This window comes from Massilia sp. PWRC2 (assembly GCF_049896725.1).
In the GTDB taxonomy this organism is placed as follows: domain Bacteria; phylum Pseudomonadota; class Gammaproteobacteria; order Burkholderiales; family Burkholderiaceae_D; genus JAFCUW01.
Genome location: NZ_JAFCUW010000002.1, coordinates 445,298 through 459,613 on the forward strand (window position 1 = coordinate 445,298; position 14,316 = coordinate 459,613).

General features: G+C 64.8%; 11 protein-coding genes. 8 read left to right on the top strand and 3 right to left on the bottom strand.

Annotated elements, in window-relative coordinates; all coding sequences use genetic code 11:
- The gene (locus ACP7BZ_RS06830) at positions 1–246 is read right to left on the bottom strand and encodes a hypothetical protein (RefSeq protein ID WP_426111356.1); all 246 of its coding nucleotides are present in this window, start codon (positions 244–246) and stop codon (positions 1–3) included.
- Positions 247–486: 240 nt separating this feature from the next.
- Here ACP7BZ_RS06830 and ACP7BZ_RS06835 point away from each other — a divergent pair, with 240 nt between their 5' ends.
- From ACP7BZ_RS06835 to ACP7BZ_RS06855, 5 genes are all read left to right on the top strand, one after another.
- The gene (locus ACP7BZ_RS06835; protein ID WP_426111358.1) at positions 487–1,782 is read left to right on the top strand and encodes a hypothetical protein; all 1,296 of its coding nucleotides are present in this window, start codon (positions 487–489) and stop codon (positions 1,780–1,782) included.
- Between the two features lie 10 nt (positions 1,783–1,792).
- On the top strand, positions 1,793–2,221 hold the full coding sequence (locus ACP7BZ_RS06840; protein ID WP_426111360.1) for a phosphate ABC transporter substrate-binding protein: 429 nt from the start codon (positions 1,793–1,795) through the stop codon (positions 2,219–2,221).
- Positions 2,222–2,260: 39 nt separating this feature from the next.
- Positions 2,261–4,942 (top strand): bifunctional diguanylate cyclase/phosphodiesterase, encoded by a 2,682-nt coding sequence (locus ACP7BZ_RS06845; protein WP_426111361.1) that lies wholly within the window; start codon positions 2,261–2,263, stop codon positions 4,940–4,942.
- An 89-nt stretch (positions 4,943–5,031) separates the two neighbouring features.
- On the top strand, positions 5,032–5,682 hold the full coding sequence (locus tag ACP7BZ_RS06850) for a BON domain-containing protein (RefSeq protein ID WP_426111363.1): 651 nt from the start codon (positions 5,032–5,034) through the stop codon (positions 5,680–5,682).
- Complete coding sequence (locus tag ACP7BZ_RS06855) at positions 5,631–8,273, top strand: cation-translocating P-type ATPase (protein WP_426111365.1); 2,643 nt, start codon at positions 5,631–5,633, stop codon at positions 8,271–8,273. The genes ACP7BZ_RS06850 and ACP7BZ_RS06855 overlap by 52 nt, the downstream gene beginning before the upstream one ends.
- Here the strand turns inward: ACP7BZ_RS06855 and ACP7BZ_RS06860 are convergent.
- Together ACP7BZ_RS06860 and ACP7BZ_RS06865 are read right to left on the bottom strand one after the other, a co-directional pair.
- On the bottom strand, positions 8,230–9,090 hold the full coding sequence (locus tag ACP7BZ_RS06860; RefSeq protein ID WP_426111368.1) for a Crp/Fnr family transcriptional regulator: 861 nt from the start codon (positions 9,088–9,090) through the stop codon (positions 8,230–8,232). The two genes, ACP7BZ_RS06855 and ACP7BZ_RS06860, sit on opposite strands and share 44 nt — an antisense overlap.
- 125 nt (positions 9,091–9,215) lie before the next feature.
- Positions 9,216–9,944, bottom strand: a complete 729-nt coding sequence (locus tag ACP7BZ_RS06865) for a Crp/Fnr family transcriptional regulator (RefSeq protein WP_426111370.1) — start codon at positions 9,942–9,944, stop codon at positions 9,216–9,218.
- A 334-nt stretch (positions 9,945–10,278) separates the two neighbouring features.
- On the opposite strand from ACP7BZ_RS06865, the gene ACP7BZ_RS06870 reads away from it, so the two are divergent.
- The 3 genes from ACP7BZ_RS06870 to ACP7BZ_RS06880 all read left to right on the top strand — a co-directional run bounded on the left by ACP7BZ_RS06870 (position 10,279) and on the right by ACP7BZ_RS06880 (position 14,315).
- On the top strand, positions 10,279–10,563 hold the full coding sequence (locus ACP7BZ_RS06870) for a DUF427 domain-containing protein (RefSeq protein WP_426111372.1): 285 nt from the start codon (positions 10,279–10,281) through the stop codon (positions 10,561–10,563).
- Positions 10,564–10,679: 116 nt separating this feature from the next.
- Positions 10,680–11,747 (top strand): LacI family DNA-binding transcriptional regulator, encoded by a 1,068-nt coding sequence (locus tag ACP7BZ_RS06875; protein WP_426111374.1) that lies wholly within the window; start codon positions 10,680–10,682, stop codon positions 11,745–11,747.
- A 288-nt stretch (positions 11,748–12,035) separates the two neighbouring features.
- Complete coding sequence (locus tag ACP7BZ_RS06880) at positions 12,036–14,315, top strand: TonB-dependent receptor domain-containing protein (protein ID WP_426111376.1); 2,280 nt, start codon at positions 12,036–12,038, stop codon at positions 14,313–14,315.
- Position 14,316: the final 1 nt, after the last annotated feature.

Below are 14,316 nucleotides of genomic sequence, written 5' to 3' on the forward strand. Positions count from 1 at the left end.
TCAGAGCACCTGACAAAACCGCGACGACGGCGTTGCTCCGGCTTGGCGTGCGGTGGTGTTGACTCGGCCGTCGCACCCATCCCCCTCCCCATCGTTCCGGCCGGCGAACTGGCCGACCTCACCGCCAGCAACCGGCTGCTGCCGTACGCCATCGGCGCCGGCAGCGCCATCATGCCCCTGGTGCGCGCGCAACGTGCAGAAACTGTCGCATTTAATGCCGAAAAGAAATTTTTGTTGTTGCGCCATACCGCTCACTGCCGTATCTTTGTTGTAGCCTTATCACGCCCCGCACCGCGACATATCGCCGTTCTGCCGCACCGTTTCTCATCTTCTGTCGCACCGCGCACCGCCGCCGCGCTGCGCCGACAGTCCGCGCCCTCTGTAGTGATGTCGCGCCATCGTCCACCCACCCTGGTTCAGGCCTGCCGCACGCTGGCGTCCTGCCTTATTGACCCGTACGCCACCGAAAATCGAATTGATTGCCCTATGACGAAGATGTGTGCGACCGTTTCAAGGCGCTGCCACTGCGCCGCGCTGCTCGCTGTCCTGTTAGCCGGCGTGAACGCTGCCGCCACCGCTGCCGCCACCGCTGCCGCAACAGGCGCCAGCAGCGACGCCACCCTGCAACCGTCGTGGACCTTTGCCGGCTACGGCAGCGCCGGCGTGGTCCACAGCAGCGAGCAGGCCGCCGACTTTACTGCCAATGCCCTCAACCCCGGCAGCGCCGGCCATTCGCGGCGCTATGCCTACGATGTCGACAGCCGCCTGGCAGGCCAGATCAACCTGGTGGTCGATGCGCGCTGGTCGGCCGTCGTCCAGGTGGTTTCCGAGCGCGATGTCGATCATGACTTTTCGCCATCGGTCGAGTGGGCCAATCTCAAATACCGCTATTCGCCGGACCTGAGTGTGCGGGTTGGCCGGATTGCCCTGCCGGTATTTCTGGTCGGCGACTATCGCAAGGCCAGCTATGCGCTGCCGTGGGTACGCCCGCCGGTCGAAGTGTATTCAGCCCTGCCCATTTCGCACAGTGACGGTGTCGACCTCAGTTACCGCTGGGGCGCCGGCCTTGCCAACAACACCACCCAGCTGTCGTTTGGCAGCACCAGGCTGCGCGTGTCGCCCACCGCGCACGCCAACGCCAGCCATCTGATTGGCCTGTCCAACACCACCACGCTGGGCGCGCTGACGGTGCGCGGCAGCGTCATGACGACCCGGCTCACGGTCGACTTTGCCAAACCGCTGTTCGATGTGTATCGCCAGTTCGGTGCGGCCGGCGCCGCGCTGGCGGACAACTTCGATGTCAGCAACAAGCGCACCTCGGTGGCCACGCTGGGCACCAGCTACGATCCCGGCAACTGGTTCGTGATGGCCGAGCTGGGCTATTTGGACGCCGACTCGTATTTGGGCGACAAGACCGTGTCTTACCTCAGCGCCGGTTATCGCTGGGACGCCTTGACCCCGTACGCCACCTGGTCGAACGCCAGTGCCAACCAGTCCACGGTGGTCGCTGGTCTGCCGCTGGGCGGCTTGCCGCCGCAGCTGGCGCCAGTGGCCGGCGCGCTCAATGCGCAGCTCAATGGCCTGCTCAGCCGGATTGCCGTCCAGCGCACCATCAGTGCCGGCCTGCGCTGGGACTACATGCGCGATCGCAGCCTGAAGCTGCAGTACGACCGCCTGGTCACGCGCGGCGGCTCGGCCGGTACCTTGCTCAACATTCAGCCCGAATTTCGCTCTGGCCAGCCAATGCACGCCGTCAGCGTCATGCTCGACGTGGTTTTTTGAAGGCGCCCCTATGAAACTAACAACCCTACCGTGCATGCTGGCCATGACGATGTTGTGCAGTACCAGCGCCGCCAGCGAGATGGTGGTGATCGTCTCGGCCAAGCGGCCCGCCATGGCCCTGTCGGCCAACCAGGTCACCGATATATTTCTGGCGCAGGCTGAACGCTTCCCCAATGGCGACAACGCCACCCCTCTCGACCTGGCGCTCAGTTCGCCCCTGCGCGAGCAGTTCTACGCCCGGGTGGCCGCCAAGTCGCCCGTGCTGCTGCGCGCGTACTGGACCAAGATGGTGTTTACCGGACGCGGCCTGCCGCCACGCGAGATGGCCAGCAGCCTGGCGATGCGCAAACTGGTGGCGGCCGACCCGACCATGATCGGCTACATCGATAGCGCCGTGCTCGACGACAGCGTGCAAGTCGTGTTGACGGTCGCCCGTTGAGCATGGCGACCAGGCCAGCGGCGATGACCGGGCAGCGCCATGCGTCAGTGGTATAAATCAGCGAGCTCAGGCAATGCCGTCCGGGCCCTGTCCGCGCTCGGCAGCGAGCGGCCGCTGCCGGCGCTGCTGGTTGCGCTGGCGCTGCTGGCGGTGCTGTGGGTCAGCACCGTGCAGGCGGTCCGGCTCGACCGCGCCGCCGCCGTCGGCGCCATCGACGCCTCGCTGGCCGATCTGGCCGACACCTATGAAGCACAGGTGGCGCGCAATCTGGGCGGCATCGAACAGACCCTCAAGACCATCAGCTACGCCGTCAAGCTGCGCGGCACCGATGGCGCCCTGGCGGCGCTGCGCGACGCAGACCTGTTGCCGCCGGGGCTGATTTTTGCCGTCAGCGTCGCCGATGCGCATGGGGTCGTGGTGGCCAGCAATCCGCCCGCTGCGCAAGCAATCGTCACCAGCGTGGCCACCCAGCCGTTCTTTGTGCAGCACCGCGGCCAGCCCACCGATGCCGTGCAAGTGAGCGGCGCCGCCCCCGGCCACCAAGGCGCACCGCTGGTCCACTTTACCAAGCGCCTGAGCGACGCTGGCGGCGCCTTTCTCGGCGTTGCCATGCTGGACGTCGATCCCGCCTATTTCACCAGCGGTTACGAGCGCGCGCGGCATGGCGCGCAAGGGACGCTGGCACTGTTTGGCGACAGTGGCACCATCCTGGCGCTGCGCGTGGGCGACCAGCTGTCGGCCAATGTCAGCGGGGTGCCGCCAGCCACACTGGCCGGGGCGGCAGCGAGCAGCTGGGACGGTCTGGTGCGCCTGACGGCCACCCGCAGCATGCGCCGTCTGCGCCTGACTGCGCTGGTCGGACTGGGCCAGGTCGAGCAAATGAGCGCCTTCGAAGCGCGCCGCAACACCAGCCTGTGGCAGGCGGGCGCGACCAGCGTGCTGCTGCTGGCCGCGGTTGGCGCGTTTTTCCTGTGGACGCGCCAGGGCGCGCAGACGCGCCGCAGTATCCGGCTGGCGCAGGAAACCTATGCGGCAGCTTCAGAGAACAACAAGGACGCCTTCTTTGTATTGCACAGCATCGTCGATGGCGACGGCGCCATTGTCGACTTCCAGATTACAGCGGCGAACCGCCAGGCGGAAGCGCTCACCGGCATGCGCCGCCAGGACTTGCAGCGCAAAACCCTCAGCGCGTGGATGCCCGACACCTTTGCCAACGGCATCTTCGACAAGCTGGTGCACGCCACCACCGCCGGCGGCGTGCACGAGAGCGAAACGGCGAACCTGATCCCGCAACTGAAAGCTGCCTGGCTGCACGAGCAGCTGGTCGGCGTCGAAGGGGGCGTGGTGGCCATCATGCGCGACGTCACCGAGCGCAAGAATGCGGAAGCGAAGATCTTCCACATGGCCCAGCATGATTCCCTCACTGGCACCCCCAACCGCAGCCTGCTGACCACCCGGCTGCAGCAGGCGATCAGCCATGCCGACCGCCGCCACAGCAGCGTGCTGGTGGCGTTCATCGACCTCGATAATTTCAAGATGGTCAACGATGGCCTCGGCCATAGCGCCGGCGACCAGTTGCTGGCGCAGGTGTCAGCGCGCATGCGCGCCTGCCTGCGCCGCCAGGACACCCTGGCGCGCTTTGGCGGCGACGAATTCGTGGTGGTGCTGCCGGTCTACCGTAACCGCCTCGACGTCTGCATTGATTTACTTGACCGCATCAATGCGGTGGTACGGCGCAGCATCGATATCGCCGGCCAGTCGGTCCAGGTCAGCTGCAGCATCGGCACCGCCCTCTATCCGCACGACGGCGATACTGCCGATACCCTGCTGGTGCGCGCCGACGTCGCCATGTACCACGCCAAGGCCGCTGGCAAGAACCAGTGCCGCTTTTATACCGCTGCGATGAATGCCAGCGCCGGCGACAAGCTGGCGCTGGTGGCGCAGTTGCGGCTGGCCCTCGATGCCGGCCAGTTCCACATCCTCTACCAGCCGAAGTTCGAGGTGCACGGCGGCCGCCTGTATGGCGTCGAGGCGCTGCTGCGCTGGCACCATCCCGAGCGCGGGCTGGTCTCGCCGGTCGAGTTCATTCCGCTGGCCGAAGAGAGCGGCGTCATCATTGCGCTGGGCCGCTGGGTGATGCAGCAGGCCTGCGCGCAAAGCGTCGCCTGGCAACAGGCCGGGTTGCCGGCGCTGACCATGTCGGTCAACGTTTCGCCGCGCCAGTTCGACGACATCGATTTGCAGGACGATGTGGCAGCGGCGCTGGCGGCCAGCGGCCTGGCGCCCAGACTGCTGGAACTGGAAGTGACGGAAAGCCTGATCATGCGCGACCTGCACGGCGCGATCGCCAAGATGGCCAGTCTCAAGGCGATGGGTCTGCTGTTATCGATCGATGACTTCGGCACCGGCTACTCGAGCCTGTCGTCCTTGAAGTCGTTTCCCATCACCACCCTGAAGATCGACAAATCCTTCGTCAGCGAACTGGCCACCAGTGTCGATGACCAGGCGATTTGCCGCGCCATCATCGCCCTGGCGCACCAGCTCAATTTGCGCGTGATCGCCGAAGGGGTGGAAACGTCGCAACAGTTCGATTTCCTGCGCGATAACGGCTGCGACGAAGTGCAGGGCTATCTGTTTGGCCGGCCGTCGACGCCCGCCATGATTGCCGGCATGCTCGCCGCCCAGCAGGCCAGCGCCCCTGCCGAACGGGCGCTGGCCTGAGCCAGGCACGCTGCCAAAGCGCGCAAACACACTGAGAACGACGAGCGGGACAGCCATCATAAGATTCTTTACACAAACGAGAGAATCACATGAAAACCGACCTGCAATTGCGTGACGATGTGTTGGCTGAACTTCGCTGGGAGCCATCGGTAAATGCCGCCCTGATCGGGGTGCAGACAAATGGCGGCGTGGTCACGCTGCAGGGGCGGGTGGGCAGTTATGGCGAAAAATGGGACGCCGAGCGCGCCGTGCAGCGCGTGGTCGGTGTACAGTCGGTGGCAGTGGAACTGGCGGTGCACTTGCCGGGCGACACCCGGCGCGACGACAGCGATATTGCCAGCGCCGTCAACCACGCGCTGGCGTGGCAGAATTTCGTGCCGAAGCAGCAGATCAAGGCACTGGTGGAAGATGCCTTCGTGACCTTGAGCGGCACGGTGACCTGGGAATACCAGCGCCAGGCGGTCGCTGCCGCCGTGCGCTACCTGACGGGGGTAAAGGGCGTGAGCAATCAAATCCATATTGAGCCGGTCGCCAATGTACAGCTGGTCAAGGGCGACATCGAAGCGGCCCTGCAGCGGCGCGCGCATACCGAAGCGCAGAAAATTGGCGTGACGGTCAGTGGCACCGAGGTCACGCTGTCGGGCGTGGTGCCGGACTGGCGCGAGCGCTCGGTGGCGCGCGAAACGGCGTGGAATACGCCCGGCGTGCACGCCGTGGTCGACAATATGACGATGGCCTGATGGCCGCCGCGGCGCCGCTCGATGACGCCGCCGGGCTGAGCGAGGCCGAAGGGGCCGCCCGCCTGCAGCGCGACGGCCCCAACGCACTCGACGAAGCGCGCCGGCGCTCGCTGCTGCGGCTGCTGCTGCAGGTGCTCAGCGAGCCGATGTTTCTGCTGCTGGTCGCTTGTGGCGGCATTTATTTGTTGCTGGGCGATCGCGGCGAAGCGCTGATGCTGCTGGGCTTTGTGGCGCTGGTGATGGCGATGACCTTGTTCCAGCAGCGCCGCACCGAAAACGCCCTGGCCTCGCTGCGCCAGCTGGCCAGCCCGACGGCCCAGGTCACGCGCGGCGGCGTGGTGCGAACGATCGCGGCGCGCGAACTCGTCTGCGGCGACCTGGTGCTGGTCGCCGAGGGCAGCCGGGTGCCGGCCGATGTGCGCCTGATCGATGCCGCCAACGTCACGGTCGACGAATCGATGCTCACCGGTGAAGCGATGATGGTGATGAAAGCGGCGGGGGCGCAGGGGGCGGGCGAAGCTAACGCGACGCACCTGTTTGCCGGCACCCTGCTGGTACAGGGCACGGCGCGCGGTATCGTGATCGCCACCGGCGCGCGCAGCGCGCTCGGTCGCATCGGCGCTTCGCTCGCTGCCATCAGCACGGGCCCCACCGCCATCGAGAAAGAAACCCGCAGCGTGGTGCTGCGGGTGGCGCTCGTTGGGCTGGTGCTGGCGGCCCTGCTGGCGCTGCTGTACTGGTATCTGCGCGGCGACTGGCTGCGCGCGCTGCTGACCGGACTGACTTTTGCCATGGCAGTGTTGCCGGAAGAATTGCCAGTGGTGCTGACCATCTTTCTGGGCCTGGGCGCCTGGCGGCTGGCGCGCGAACACGTGCTGGCGCGGCGCATTCCCGCCATCGAGCTGCTGGGCGCCACCACCTTGCTGTGCGTCGACAAGACCGGCACCCTGACCACCAACCGCATGGCGCTGCGCGCGCTGTGGAGCGAAGCGGCGTTTTATGATGCTGCCGCTGCTGGCGACGCTGCGCTGCCCGACGCCCTCCACGAGGTGCTCGAATTTGCCGTGCTGGCCAGCCACCGGCGCGCCTTCGATCCGATGGAATCGGCCATCGGCGCTGCCGGCCAACGGCTGCTGGCGCGGTCCGATCACCTGCACCCCGACTGGACGCTGCTGGCCGATTACCCGTTGTCGAAACAGCTGCTGGCGATGGCGCGTGTCTGGCAGGCGGGCGGGGCGGGCGAAAAAATTATCGCCGTCAAGGGCGCACCGGAAGCCATCATCGACCTCTGTCACCTCGACGCAGCGCGCGCCGATGCCATCGGCGCGCAGGTGGCGCGCATGGCCGGCCAGGGCTTGCGCGTGCTGGGAGTGGCGCGCGCGCTGTGCGCCGACGCTGTCCTGCCGCCGCATCAGCACGCCTTCGATTACACTTTTCTCGGCCTGATCGCGCTGGAAGACCCGCTGCGCGCGGACGTCCCGGCGGCGATTGCGCAATGCCGCCAGGCCGGCATCCGCGTGGTGATGATCACCGGCGACCACCCGGCGACGGCGCGTTCGATCGCCGCCCAGGCCGGGCTGGTGGGGCCGCTCGAGCAGCCGTTGCGGGTCGTTAGCGGCGCCGAACTGGCTGCCATGGACGCCGCCGCGCTGGCCCTGCGGCTGGCCGACACCAGCATTTTTTGCCGCGTGCAGCCGGCCCAAAAGCTGCAGCTGGTGCGCGCCTTTCACGCTGCCCGTCAGGTGGTGGCGATGACGGGCGACGGCGTCAACGATGCCCCTGCCCTGAAAGCGGCCGACATCGGCGTGGCGATGGGTGCGCGCGGCACCGATGTGGCGCGCGAGGCGGCCGCGCTGATTTTATTGAACGACGGTTTTGGCTCGCTGGTCACGGCCGTCGACCATGGCCGGCGCGTGTTTGCCAATTTGCGCAAGGCGATCGTGTTCGTGGTCGCCGCCCATGTGCCCATCGTCGGCCTGTCGTTTATTCCCGTGCTGGCCGGCTGGCAGATCTTGCTCATGCCCGTGCACGTGCTGTTTTTGCAGCTGGTGATCGACCCCGCCTGTTCGCTGGTGTTCGAGGCCGAACCGAGCGAGCCCGGTGCCATGCAGGTAGCACCGCGGGCGGCGCGCGCGCGCCTGTTCGACTGGCCGCTGTTGTGGCGCGGCCTGTGGCAGGGGACCGGCCTGCTGCTGGCCTTGGTTGGCGTGAACATCGCCGGCCATGCACTGGGCGAGCCCGATGGCGCCATCCGCGCTACCAGCTTCGTCGCCCTGACCGTGGCCAACCTGGGGCTGATCTACGCCAACCGTTCGTTTTCGCAGGCCAGCTGGGGCGGCGGCGCCCCGCGCAATCGGATGTTCACTTGCATTGCGCTGGCGGCAAGCAGTTTGCTCGCGCTGATCCTGGGGCTGCCGGCGCTGCGCCTGTTCTTCAGTTTTACGCTGCCGTCGCTGACGCTGGCAGCCATCGGCGCCGCTGCGGTGATTGTCAGTATGCTGTGGTTCGAAGCGGTCAAGGCGTGGTGGCGGCGCCGGACCACGGTAGTCAAGTGGCCACGGTCCGCAGCGCTTGACCAGGGTCGGCCTTGAGGCCGTGGCTGCCCGCGCGCGGGGCGCGCCGTTCCGCTGTCGCCAGCTGGTCACTGCGCAGGGCGCCGCTGGCGCGCCACACGCTGCGCATGCCGGGCGAGGCCGTTTGCAGGTCGGGCAGCAGCAGACGGGTGGCTTGGCGCACCACGCCATAGCATTCGCAGACGTGCTCGACCAGTCCTGCACGGCTCAGCACCGTTACCCGGCCGCGCCGCCAGCGGATGATGTCGCGTTCCTGCAGCCAGCGGGCGGCATCGGTGACACCTTCGCGGCGCACGCCGATGATCGCGCCGATTTCTTCCTGGGTGACGGTCAGCTCGTTGGACTGGGAGCGGTCGAGCATCTGCAATAAATAGCGGCACAGGCGCTGCTTGGTGCTGTGGTGGCTGTTGCAGGCGGCCAGTTGCGAAATCTGCGTCAGCCGCGCCTGGGTGTAGCGCAGCAGCAGGCGCAGTACGGGACCACCCAGATAAAACTCTTCCATCAGGCGCGCCGCGGCGAGGCGGTAGGCGTAGCCACCCGTTTGCACGGCGGCGCGGCCGGCCGAGCGCTGGCCGCCCATGAACAGGGTGACGCCGAGCATGCCTTCATTGCCGATCCGGCAGATCTCGGAAGTGCCGCCCGCTTCGAGCAGATAGTCGACCGAGACGGTGGCGGTGACTGGGAAATAGGCATACGCCATTTTTCCATCGGCCTGGTAGAGCACTTCGCCACGATCGAGCGCAACGAGCTCAAAGTGCGGCGCGAGGCGCTGAAATTCGGTGCTGCCCAGTTCTGCGAGCAGGCGGTTTTCGCGAGGATGAAGCACGGTGAGCATGGATGAATTCCTTGGTTGGGCGAATGCGGAAGCGGAGATTCCCCCACGGTGTTCTTTTGCGCAGTCAATGTCAGTGTGCTTGCACACATTGATGTAGCTGGGGCAACTAAAAACGCGGTGTGCGCTTAGTGAAACTGCCGGGTCTGGCGGTTGGGCAGCAGGCGCGCTGTTTCGTGACGCATGATGTCGTAGCATTCGCAGCAGCGGCCGGCAATGCCGGCGCGGTCGCGCACGGCGACATGGCCACGCCGGTATTTGATGATGCCCTGTGCCTGCAGTTCGATGGCGGCGTCGGTGACGGTTTCGCGGCGCACCCCCAGCAGATGGCCCAGTTCTTCGTGGGTGATGGCAAATTCGACGGCGAACGTGCGGTCCATCATTTGCAGCAGCAGGGTGCACAGGCGCTGCTCGGCCGAGTGGTGGCCGTTGCAGACGACACGCTGGCCCAGTTGCGACAGCATCGCCTGGGCGTAGCGCAACAGCAGCTGTAGCAGCGGGCCGCGCCGATAAAACTCATCGAGCAGCAGCGCCGACTCGATGCGGTAGCAGCGCCCGGTGATGCGGACGATGGCGCGGTTGGGCGAGAGAGTGCCGCCGAGAAAAATCGGCAGGCCGACCACGCCCTCGTTACCGATGCTCGCCACTTCGACGGTGTTGCCATCGGCCAGGGTCGCATCGATGGAAACGATGGTGGTGGTGGGAAAGTACGCAAACGGCATGGCGCCGTCGGCCTGGTACAGCACCTCGCCGCGCGTGAGCATCAGCGGCACCAGTGATGGCAGCAAGCGGTCAAACTCTTGGGCGTACAACTCGGAGAGCAAATAATTCTGGCCGCGCGCATGCAGTGTTTTCACGAGGTTTTCACGATGGTTTCACGATGGTTTCAGTTATGCGGTCGTGGTGGAAGCACGCTCTGTCGGGCAACCGCGCTGGCAGAATAAGGCCGTGAGGACGGTGAAAGCTGCTGAAGTTATCTTATGTAAAAATGATCATTTCGATCATAGCATGGGGGTTTGTTGCGCTTGCTGACTTATCGTCGTCTGGAATCGGTGACAGTTGGTGCTTGTCAGGCGTAGCAGCCGATCCAAGCGTGGGCGCCGGGTAGCCAGCGCCGATTGTTGGTATGATGAACCGGCAGTCGCAGCGAACAGCAGGCTAACAGCGGGCCCACAATGACCAGGAGCGGCAATGAAAGCACGATGGAATGGTGAAGTGGTAGCGGATTCAAAAGAAACGCGGGTGGTCGAAGGCAATCATTACTTTCCCCCATCGGCCTTGCGCATGGATTTTTTCAAGAAATCGGACAAAACCACGGTCTGCTCGTGGAAAGGCACGGCCAGTTATTACGACCTCGACGTCAACGGCAAAATCAACAAGGATGCCGCCTGGTATTACCCCGAACCGAAATCGGCGGCCTCTGAGATTGCCACCTACGTGGCGTTCTGGAAGGGTGTCGAGGTTAGCGAAACATAAGCTGATCGGCCCGCCACCTCGCGTGGCTGGCGGGCCAGCCGTCCGGCGCCCAGCTTAATTACAATTACAATTACAATCACGTATTGCCCGCACGGGGCCATTCAGAAAGCCCTTTCATGACCAATGCCGGACGGCCTCCTGTAGCAAGCGCTGTCGGTGCGGGCAGCGCCCGCCGCCTGCAGATGGCCGATATCGCCCGCCTGGCCGGCGTCTCTACCGCCACCGTGTCGCGCGCTTTGAGCCACAGCCCGCTGGTCAACGAAGAAACCCGTGAGCGCATCCTCGAACTGGCCCGTTCGCTGCGCTACGCTGTCAACGTCGGCGCGCAAAACCTGCGCATGAAACAGAACCGCACGGTTAGCGTGCTGATCCCGTTCGAGCGCGCCAGCCGCCAGCATCTGTCCGATCCGTTTTTGCTGGCGATGCTGGGCAGTCTCGCCGATGCCCTCACCGAGCAGGGCTACGAGATGCTGTTCTCGCGCATCAGTACCGACGAATTCGAGGCCGCTTCGGCGCCGTTCGACAGTGGCCGCGTGATCGGCATGATCATCATCGGCCAGTGGGGCCGCCACCAGCAGCTCAACGCGATGGCCGCGCGCCAGGTGCCGATGGTGGTATGGGGCGCGCAGCTGCCCAACCAGCTCTATTGCTGCATCGGCAGCGACAATTTGCAAGGCGGGCTCGCCGCCACCGGGCACCTGCTTGCGCTAGGGAGGCGGCGCGTTGCCTTCTTCGGCGACATCGCGCTGCCCGAACCGCAGCAGCGTTACCAGGGTTACTGCGCCGCACTGGCGCGCCAGCAGCTGCCGGTCGATCCCCAGCTGCAGGTGTCGGTGCCGTTTCTGCCCGAAGGCGGAGCCCAGGCGGTGGCCGAACTGGCGCGCCGCGGGGTCGACTATGACGCCATCTTTGCATGCAGCGACCTGCTGGCGATGACCGCCATCGATGCCCTGCGCGGGCGCGCGGTGAGCGTGCCGGAGCAGGTGGCGGTGGTCGGTTACGACGACATCGCCCAGGCCGCGCTATTTCATCCGCGCATTTCCAGCGTGCGCCAGAGCACGGATGCGGCCGGTCAAGCCATGGTGGCGGCGCTGCTGGCGCTGGTCAATGGCACGACCGCGGCGTCGCTGCAGTTGCCCACCGATCTCGTCATTCGATCCAGCAGCAGCGCTCCCCCAGCCTGAACCCGGTCTTCATTGTCGCTCGTTGCAAACGTTTGTATAAAAACGCTTGCATGAATTTTTTTGTCTTTTAAAAAGCGTATTTTTGAGCCAGGCAATCGAAAGTAACCTTGTAATGCGGGTCAAAAGCGTGTCGTTCCGCAAATACAACAGGAAACAACGAGCCTTTGCAATCGTTTGCATTCAGTCTCCATGATCGCCATAATGAACTCACCGCCAGATGCATGGACGGTGCGGCCGGCAAGGTACGCCTCCCACATCTGTGGCGATAACTATAATATTGGAGACAGCATGAACGCGAATTTCACCCGCATGGCGGCAGCCGTATCGATGGCCGTATTGCACATGAGCGCCAGCGCCCAGCAGCAGCCGCTTGCCACCCCCGCCGCCGATGGCTTGAACATGGAGCGCATCGTCGTCACCGGCACCAGTGGTGGCCAAAGCAAGATGAAGTCGAGCGTGTCGGTCAGCACCATGGAAGCCGAAGCGATCGCCCACAGCGCGCCGACCAGCGCCGCTGAACTGCTGCGCTCGGTCCCGGGCGTGCGCTCGGAGTCCTCCGGCGGCGAAGGCAATGCCAATATCACCGTGCGCGGCGTGCCGATTTCCGCCGGCGGCGCCCGCTACGTGCAAATCCAGGAAGATGGCCTGCCGGTGCTGCAGTCGGGTGACTTCAATTTTATTACCCCGGACGCCTATGTGCGCCTCGATGGTTCGCTGTCGCATCTCGAAGTGGTGCGCGGCGGCTCGGCCTCGACCATGGCGACCAATTCGCCGGGTGGCATCATCAATTTTATTAGCAAGACCGGCACCGAGAAGGGCGGCAGCGTTGGCGTTTCGAGCGGCCTCGGCTACGACAGCAAGCGCGTCGACTTCGACTATGGCGCACCGATCGACAATCAGACCCGTTTCTTCATCGGCGGCTTCTATCGCAGTGGCGAAGGCATCCGCAACAGCGGCGTGACCAGCGAGAAGGGCGGCCAGATCCGTGCCAATATCACCCGCGACTTCGACGGCGGCTTCGTGCGCGTTTCCCTTAAGCACCTTGACGACCAGACGCCGACGGCGCTGCCAGTGCCGGTTAGCGTGAGCAACAAAACCATTTCCACCATCGATGGCATCGACCCGCGCAAGGTCAGTTTTTATTCGCCGAACTGGGTGCCCGATGTCACCCTGAATAAAAACAACCAGCGTGTTGGCAGCAACGTCAACGACGGCCTGACGGTCAAGAGCGACACCATCGGCATCGAAGCGCAACTGGCGCTGGGCGCCGGCTGGACACTGTCTGAAAACTTCCGCAGTTCGACCAATACCGGTCACTTCATCGGTGTGTTCCCCGCCAACAACGGCGCGGTCGGCAGCTACACCATCGCCAGCGGACCGGCCACCGGCACCGCCTACAATGGCCGTGCTTTTTCCGCCGTGGTGTTCAATACCTCAATCGACGACGCCGGTTCGACCATGAGCGACACCCGCGTCGCGCGCACCTTTGCGCTGGCCGACGACATGCGCCTGACCACGACCGCCGGCCTGTACCTGTCGCGCCAGAAGCTGGGCTTGACATGGAATTTCAATGAATACCTGATGCAAGAGACCGGCAACAACCCGGCCCTGCTCAAGACCGCCAGCAGCACCCCTGGTCTGATCGGTCCGGCCTTTGGCGGCTGCTGCTCGCGCGCCATCGACATGCAGTACAAATACACCTCGCCCTACCTGAACCTGGGCCTCGAACGCGGTCCCCTCAACGTCGACGCCAGCGTGCGGCGCGACCGTCAGCAGGCCGATGGCCAGGCCAATATCGCCACTGGCGGCTTGCGCTACGATCCGGCCACCCGCCAGTTCATCAACTACAGCCTCAATCACACCTCGTACTCGGCGGGCGGCAATTACAAGGTCACGCCAGCGCTGGCCTTTTTCGCCCGCGTCAGCGACGGCGTGGCGTTTAACGCCGACCGCATCCTGTTTGGTACCCCGCTCGATGGCAGCAAACCGATCAACATCAACACTGTCAAGCAGCTCGAAGGCGGCGTCAAATGGCGCAGCGGCGCCTTGAGCACCTTTGTCACCGCCTTCCAGGCCAAGACCGACGAGACCAACTACGAAGCGACCACCCAGAAAACCACCGCCAACAGCTACGATGCCAAGGGCGTGGAAGTCGAATCGGCCTACCAGATTGGTGCCTTCACCATCAACGGCGGCCTGACCGTGACGAATGCAAAAATTACTGCCACCGCACCCGGCGGCGAAGCGGCCATTGGCAACACGCCACGGCGCCAGGCGCGCGTGGTCTACCAGGTCGCGCCGACCTACACTGTGGGTGATGCCAATTTTGGCGTGAGCGTGGTCGGCACTGGCCAAGCGTGGGCGGACGATGCGCACACCATCCTGATGCCGGCGTACCAGGTGGTGCATGGTTTCGTCAACTACCAGGTGAACAAGGCGGTACAGGTGTCGCTGACCTTTAATAATCTGTTCAACAAGCTCGGTTACACCGAAGTTGAAGGCGATGGCCACGCCGCCCGCGCCATCACCGGCCGCGCCGTCAAGGTCGGCCTCAAGTACGCCTTTTAAA